Origin of the sequence: Caballeronia sp. (assembly GCF_049581465.1) — a bacterium.
In the GTDB taxonomy this organism is placed as follows: Bacteria; Pseudomonadota; Gammaproteobacteria; order Burkholderiales; family Burkholderiaceae; genus Caballeronia.
On the sequence record NZ_JBAUSA010000373.1, the window covers coordinates 1 to 5,917 of the forward strand.

General features: G+C 59.4%; 5 protein-coding genes. 2 read left to right on the forward strand and 3 right to left on the reverse strand.

Annotation, left to right across the window (positions count from 1 at the left end; translation table 11 throughout):
- Window positions 1–167 precede the first annotated feature (167 nt).
- Complete coding sequence (locus WCA53_RS09245; protein ID WP_423908281.1) at window positions 168–1,289, forward strand: FUSC family protein; 1,122 nt, start codon at window positions 168–170, stop codon at window positions 1,287–1,289.
- Between the two features lie 22 nt (window positions 1,290–1,311).
- On the opposite strand, the gene WCA53_RS09250 is transcribed toward WCA53_RS09245, so the two are convergent.
- The 3 genes from WCA53_RS09250 to WCA53_RS09260 all read right to left on the reverse strand — a co-directional run bounded on the left by WCA53_RS09250 (window position 1,312) and on the right by WCA53_RS09260 (window position 4,356).
- Window positions 1,312–1,722: a VOC family protein gene (locus WCA53_RS09250; protein ID WP_423908283.1), complete on the reverse strand. Its 411-nt coding sequence runs from the start codon at window positions 1,720–1,722 to the stop codon at window positions 1,312–1,314.
- A gap of 174 nt (window positions 1,723–1,896) precedes the next feature.
- Window positions 1,897–2,850, reverse strand: coding sequence for a transaldolase (tal, locus tag WCA53_RS09255; protein ID WP_423908285.1), 954 nt, complete (start codon window positions 2,848–2,850; stop codon window positions 1,897–1,899).
- Between the two features lie 318 nt (window positions 2,851–3,168).
- Window positions 3,169–4,356, reverse strand: coding sequence for a benzoate/H(+) symporter BenE family transporter (locus WCA53_RS09260; RefSeq protein ID WP_423908287.1), 1,188 nt, complete (start codon window positions 4,354–4,356; stop codon window positions 3,169–3,171).
- A 594-nt stretch (window positions 4,357–4,950) separates the two neighbouring features.
- On the opposite strand from WCA53_RS09260, the gene WCA53_RS09265 reads away from it, so the two are divergent.
- Window positions 4,951–5,917: TolC family protein (locus WCA53_RS09265; RefSeq protein WP_423908290.1), on the forward strand; the 967-nt coding region annotated here is incomplete at its 3' end.

Below are 5,917 nucleotides of genomic sequence, written 5' to 3' on the forward strand. Positions count from 1 at the left end.
GTTTTGAAGAAGGGTGCACGGGGCAATGAGATGCCCCTGTGCACCTGAAAAGCTGGTAAAACGCCCGTAACGGAAGTTGCGGGCGTTTTTGCTTGAAGGGTCACCTGCGGCGTCGCCTGCACCTGCTGATCTCCCTGCTTTTTCACTGTGACATCACTGAAAAGCGCATGCCATCCACCGACACGATCCGGCCTCAGCGTGGCCACGCGCGGCGCAAGCTTCATGTTCTCGGCTCGCCGTATTTCCGCTATCGGCACGCGAAATTCCTGCATGGCATGAGGGTGACGCTGGCGTTCCTCGCGTCGATTGCGCTGACCTCGGGGATTCATATCCCGCACGGCGAATGGGCGACGGTGACGTTGATGGTCGTGATCGGTGGCTTGCAGCATTACGGCAACATCCGCAAGAAAGCGGCTGAACGCGCGCTCGGGACCATGCTGGGCGCGACGTTCGGCCTCTCGCTGATCCTGCTTCAGGAGCTCACGCGGTCGACCATGGCCACCTATGTGCTGATGGCGCTGATCGCGGGCGGATGCGCCTATTGCGCGATCGGCAAGGCAGGGTATATCGCGCTGCTGACCGCCATCACGATGGTGATCGTGGGGGGGCACGGCGACCTGCCTATCGATGTTGGGTTATGGCGCACGCTGACGGTCATGATCGGGATCGCAATCGCGCTTGCTTTTTCGTTCGTGCTGCCGCAATACGCGACGTATTCGTGGCGTTATCGGCTGGCAGACAATCTGCGCGAAAGCGCAGGCGTTTATTCAGCCGTTCTCGAAGGCCGGCCCATTCCCGCCGAAACCCTGACGAAGCGCTTCCTGACGATGAGCGCACGTCTGGTCGCGTTGCGTTCGCTGTTGCCGTCCGTGGCGAAGGAAATCGATGTGCCGGTTGCGCAACTCGAAGAGATCCAGCGTTTGCATCGGTCGATCCTGTCCGCGCTTGAAATGATGGCGACCGCGCTGTCGCCCGATGCCTCGGGGAATCCGCCAACGCCTGCCACCAGCGAATATTCCGACGAACGCGCTGTGCGCCATACGTTGCTCTTGATGGCGCGCGCATTGCGTTTTGGCCGCGTGGGATTGTTGCACGCGCCGACCGGTTCGCCTGAGGCGGCGGCGCGACTCAAGCACACCGCGACCGTGGCGCCCGGGCTCGCGCCTAATTTGCAAGGGCCGTACTGGCTCGCACAGCGGCTGGCCGAGCAGGTTGATCGACTGCGTCTGCGTTTGATCGACATCGAGCACAAATGGAATATCGAGGGCGCCCAGCCGTTTCATCGCTGAGCGCCGGCTGCCTGGCCGCGGCTTATAGATCGTCGTCGACGGCAACCATCCACGGCATGCCGAACTTGTCCGAGATCATGCCGAAACCGCGGGTCCAGAAAGTCGGTTGCCAGGGCATGCGGATCTCGCCGCCTTTGCTTAGTGCTGCGAACATTTTTTCGCCCGACGAAAAATCATCGGCGATGATTGAAACGCTGAAGCCCGAATACTTTTGCGGTGCCGCGTGAACGCCGTCGGACGCCATGATTACGCTCGATCCAATGCTGAAGGTCGCGTGCATCACCTTGTCCTGCCATTCGGGCGTTGCATTGGTGGCCTCGGGAGAATCCTTGAAACGCAGCAGGGACAGTGTTTCAGCGCCGATCGCTTCGGCGTAGAACGCGAGCGCTTCTTCGGTGCGGCCATTGAAGAACAGATAGGCTTCGAGACGCATGGGTGACTCCTTTCGTGGCTGACGGTTGTGGACAGGGGCATGAGGACAGCCTGGCCACCGGAGCCAAAAGTCTAGCTCAGGCATGCGTGCCGAAACGCTGGCGAACTGCATAAAAAAAGGCGTCGGCGCAATAGCGCCGACGCCCGTTTCCAGACGCGAAATACGACTGCGATATTACTTCAGCGACCCGATCAGTTTTTCGAGTTTGACGGCATCGGCCGCGAACGTGCGGATGCCTTCGGCCAGCTTTTCGGTCGCCATTGCGTCGTCGTTGACGAGGAAGCGGAAGTTCGATTCATCGACTTCGATCTTGTTGACTACGTCGTTAGCCACGGCTTCCGGCGAGAGCTTGCGTTCGACCTTGTCGTTGCTCTCGGCGAGCTTTTTCAGCAGGTCCGGGCTGATGGTAAGCAGGTCGCAACCGGCCAGTTCGGTGATCTGGCTGACGGTTCGGAAGCTCGCGCCCATCACTTCGGTCTTGTAGCCGAACTTCTTGAAGTACGCGTAGATCTTGCGCACCGACTGTACGCCCGGGTCGTTCGCGCCGCCCATCTTGACCTCGTCCCAGTCCGCGCCTGCCGACTTCTTGTACCAGTCGTAGATACGGCCGACAAACGGCGAGATCAGTTGCGCGCCCGCGTCCGCTGCGGCGGCTGCCTGGGCGGTCGAGAACAGCAGCGTCATGTTGCAGTGGATGCCATCCTTCTGCAGCGTTTCCATCGCGCGGATGCCTTCCCACGTGGACGCCAGCTTGATCAGGATGCGCTTGCGGTCGATGCCCGCGTCTTCATACAACTTGATGATTTCGCGGCCCTTCGCGATGGAACCTGGCGTGTTGAACGAGAGACGTGCGTCGACTTCCGTCGATACGCGGCCCGGGACGATCTTCAGGATTTCCAGGCCGAAAGCCACCAGCAAGTGGTCGATGATCTGCGCCATCGGCTTCGATGCGTTCGCCTTGACGGTCTTTTCGAGGATGGGCTTGTAGGCGTCGTTCTGAACGGCCTTCAGGATCAGTGACGGGTTTGTGGTTGCGTCTTGCGGCTTGAATTCGCCGAGTTGCTGGAAGTTGCCGGTGTCGGCTACGACGGTGGTGAATTGCTTGAGCTGGTCGAGAGCGGTTGTCATATCGAGTAGTCGGCGCGATGCCGTTATCAATGATGCGGAATGCCCGCGGTGAAAGGGGGTTGCGAGGCCGCTCTGGCTGGCCGCGCCCAAGCGACTAGGGCGGACGACCGGACGACCGAAACGGGTGAGCGACTCGCGCCAGCCACTATTCTAGTCCTGCTGGCCCATTTGGCGCAGGCTCGGACCTCGATAGCCGATCGGCAGCCCATTCGTGGCGGATCTGTCGCCAGTCCGTGGCCGATCGCTAGCCGATGCGACCGCTTGATTAGACGCCGATTGCGTGAAGATTTCGCGTCGACCGGCGGTGGCAGGGTCGGCCTACCGCCAGCGCGCGTTGAGCACGAATTGCGTGACGATGCCAGCGACCAGCCCCCAGAACGCCGAGCCAATGGATGCCAGCGTGAGGCCGGACGCTGTGACCATGAAGGTCACGAGGGCGGCTTCGCGTTGGCGCGCGTCGTGCATGGCGTTGGTGAGGCCGCTCATGATCGAGCCGAACAACGCCAACGCGGCGACTGACACCACCAGTGCCCGTGGTAGTGCGCTGAATAGCGCTGCGATAGTTGCACCGAATACGCCCGCGATCAGATAAAAAATGCCGCACCAGACTGCGGCCATATAGCGTTTGGCGTGATCCTCGTGCGCTTCGGGGCCGGTACAAATGGCGGCCGTGATGGCGGCGAGGTTGATGCCGTGCGAGCCGAACGGCGCGAGCACGAGCGAGGCGAGGCCGGTTGTCGTGATGAGCGGCGCGGAGGGTGTCGAGTAGCCGTCGGCGCGAAGAACGGCGATGCCGGGCACGTTTTGCGAGGCCATCGCGACCACGAAGAGTGGAATGCCGATACTGATCGCTGCGGCGAGCGAGAAGTGGGGCATGGTGAAGACGGGGTGAGCGAGCGCTACGTGGAACTGGCTGAAGTCGAGCAAGCCGAGCGCGCCTGCGGCGATCATGCCGATCACGAGTGTCATGAGGATGGCGTAGCGGGGCGCGAGCCGCTTCACGATGAGATAGGTGAAGAACATGGCGAGCACGAGAGCCGTTTGAAATTGGGCTGCTTTAAATATCTCGATACCGATTTCGAACAGGATACCGGCGAGCAGGGCGGAGGCGATGCCGGCTGGGATTTTGCGCATGAGCGTATCGAACCAGCCGGTGAGACCGACGATGGTCAGGAGCACGGCGCAGATGACGAATGCGCCGATGGCATCGGGATAGGCCACATTGGGTAATGACGTGACGAGGAGCGCTGCGCCGGGCGTCGACCAGGCGATGACGATGGGAGCGCGAAACCGGAGTGAGAGGCCGATTGTGCAGAGCGCCATGCCGATGGAGAGAGCCCAGATCCAGGAAGAGATTTGGGCATTGGAGAGATGGGCCGCGCGGCCGGCCTGGAACATGAGGACGAGGGAGCTGGTATAGCCCGTCATCATGGCGACGAAACCGGCGACGATGGAGGAGAGCGATGAGTCGGCGATTGGGTTGAGCCGGGAGGCGGGCGAATTCATGCGGTGCCTTGGAGGGACGAAGCAAAGGTGAAAATCGTACAAACAAAACCGGTGGAATGGCAGTGACAGTGAAGAAAAGAGTGACCGAGCCAATTGAAGAGTGGGACACGACATCGCACGGAGGGTAAACGCTATCGCTCGGATTCGTTTCGCGAAGACCGTGGGCCATATGGGGCATCCGGCAAATGTTCTGCAGGGCGTAAACGCGTGACTTAATGGCTGAGAAATCCATCCGGCTATGGGTAGCGTTCGGTAAAAAATTCACAATTCAGACTGCGATAAGACGCTTCTCATTCCAACCTACCGTTCATTACTATATTCTTTCATCAATATTGAAATGGCTTTCGTCATTATGCGATCTCACGAAGCAGTGCTAACAATAGGTGAAAAAATAATAGTGCTTGATCGAGTGAAGGAAGTCGAAAAACACGCAGCAGGCCCGCAGTATCTGACTGAATTTTCGTTGTATTTTGTGTCTACACAGAGTGCAGCGCAATGAAAGCAATCGTCGGCGTCATTTTAGTTACATCGATGAGTACTGCTTATGCTTATAGCCTGTCTAACCTCGCAAGTGACGCACTTCTGGCTGATGCTATGTTTCAGAGCGCAGAAGCCGGCTGGCGTGCGGGTATCGAAAAAGCGCCTCAGGGACGAGCTGGGCTTCTGCCACAAATCGGCGTTCAACAGGTGATGTTTCGCAATGGCATACGCGTCCCGGGACAAACCACGCCAGGATATTCAACCGTCGGTTTCACCCTTACGCTGAACCAGCCTCTTTTCAATTGGGCTGCCTGGGAGGCTTACCAGCAGGGCCAGCTCTTCGCAATGGATGCCGATTTGGCGTTGGCGGAAGCGAGGCAGGACGTACTGCTGCGCGTGTCGCAGGCCTATTTCGATGCACTTAACGCTCAGGACGATCTCGCGCTCGCGACTAACCACCGCAAGGCCGTTGCGGAACAGTTGGTGCTTGCACAGCGCCGCTTTGCGCTAGGTGATGCGACGATCGTGGACACCAACGAGGCACAAGCCGGTTTCGATACTGCTGCGGCAGATGAGATCGCTGCGCAAACCCGGCTCGACGTGAGCTACGCAACCCTTCAGAAGATTGTTGGTCACCGGGTAAGTAGCGTCAATGGATGGCGCGATGAAGTCAGCCTACCTCCAGTGGAACCGCCCGACGTGGAGCGGTGGGTAAGCACTGCGGCCACTTCAAGCTACGACGTGCGCAGAAAGATGATCGCAACGCAACTCGCGGGTCGCGAACGCAAAAAGGCGCGCGCTGGCGATTACCCAACGGTCGCGCTCGTCGGCAACGTCAATAACGGTAACGCAGCGTTTATCAATGGTCAGACGAACTTTTACACTGGTGCAAACCGCGGCAGTGCAGGCGCAATCGGTATTCAGATTTCGCTCCCGCTAACCGATGGCTTCATGACTCGAAGCAAGATTCGCGAAGCGCTCGCGCTGGAAGAAAAGGCTCGCGATGATCTGGACGAGGCGCAGCGCAACGCCGGACTCACGGCTCACGACGCTTATCTAGGAGTGACGCGAGGACTGGTGC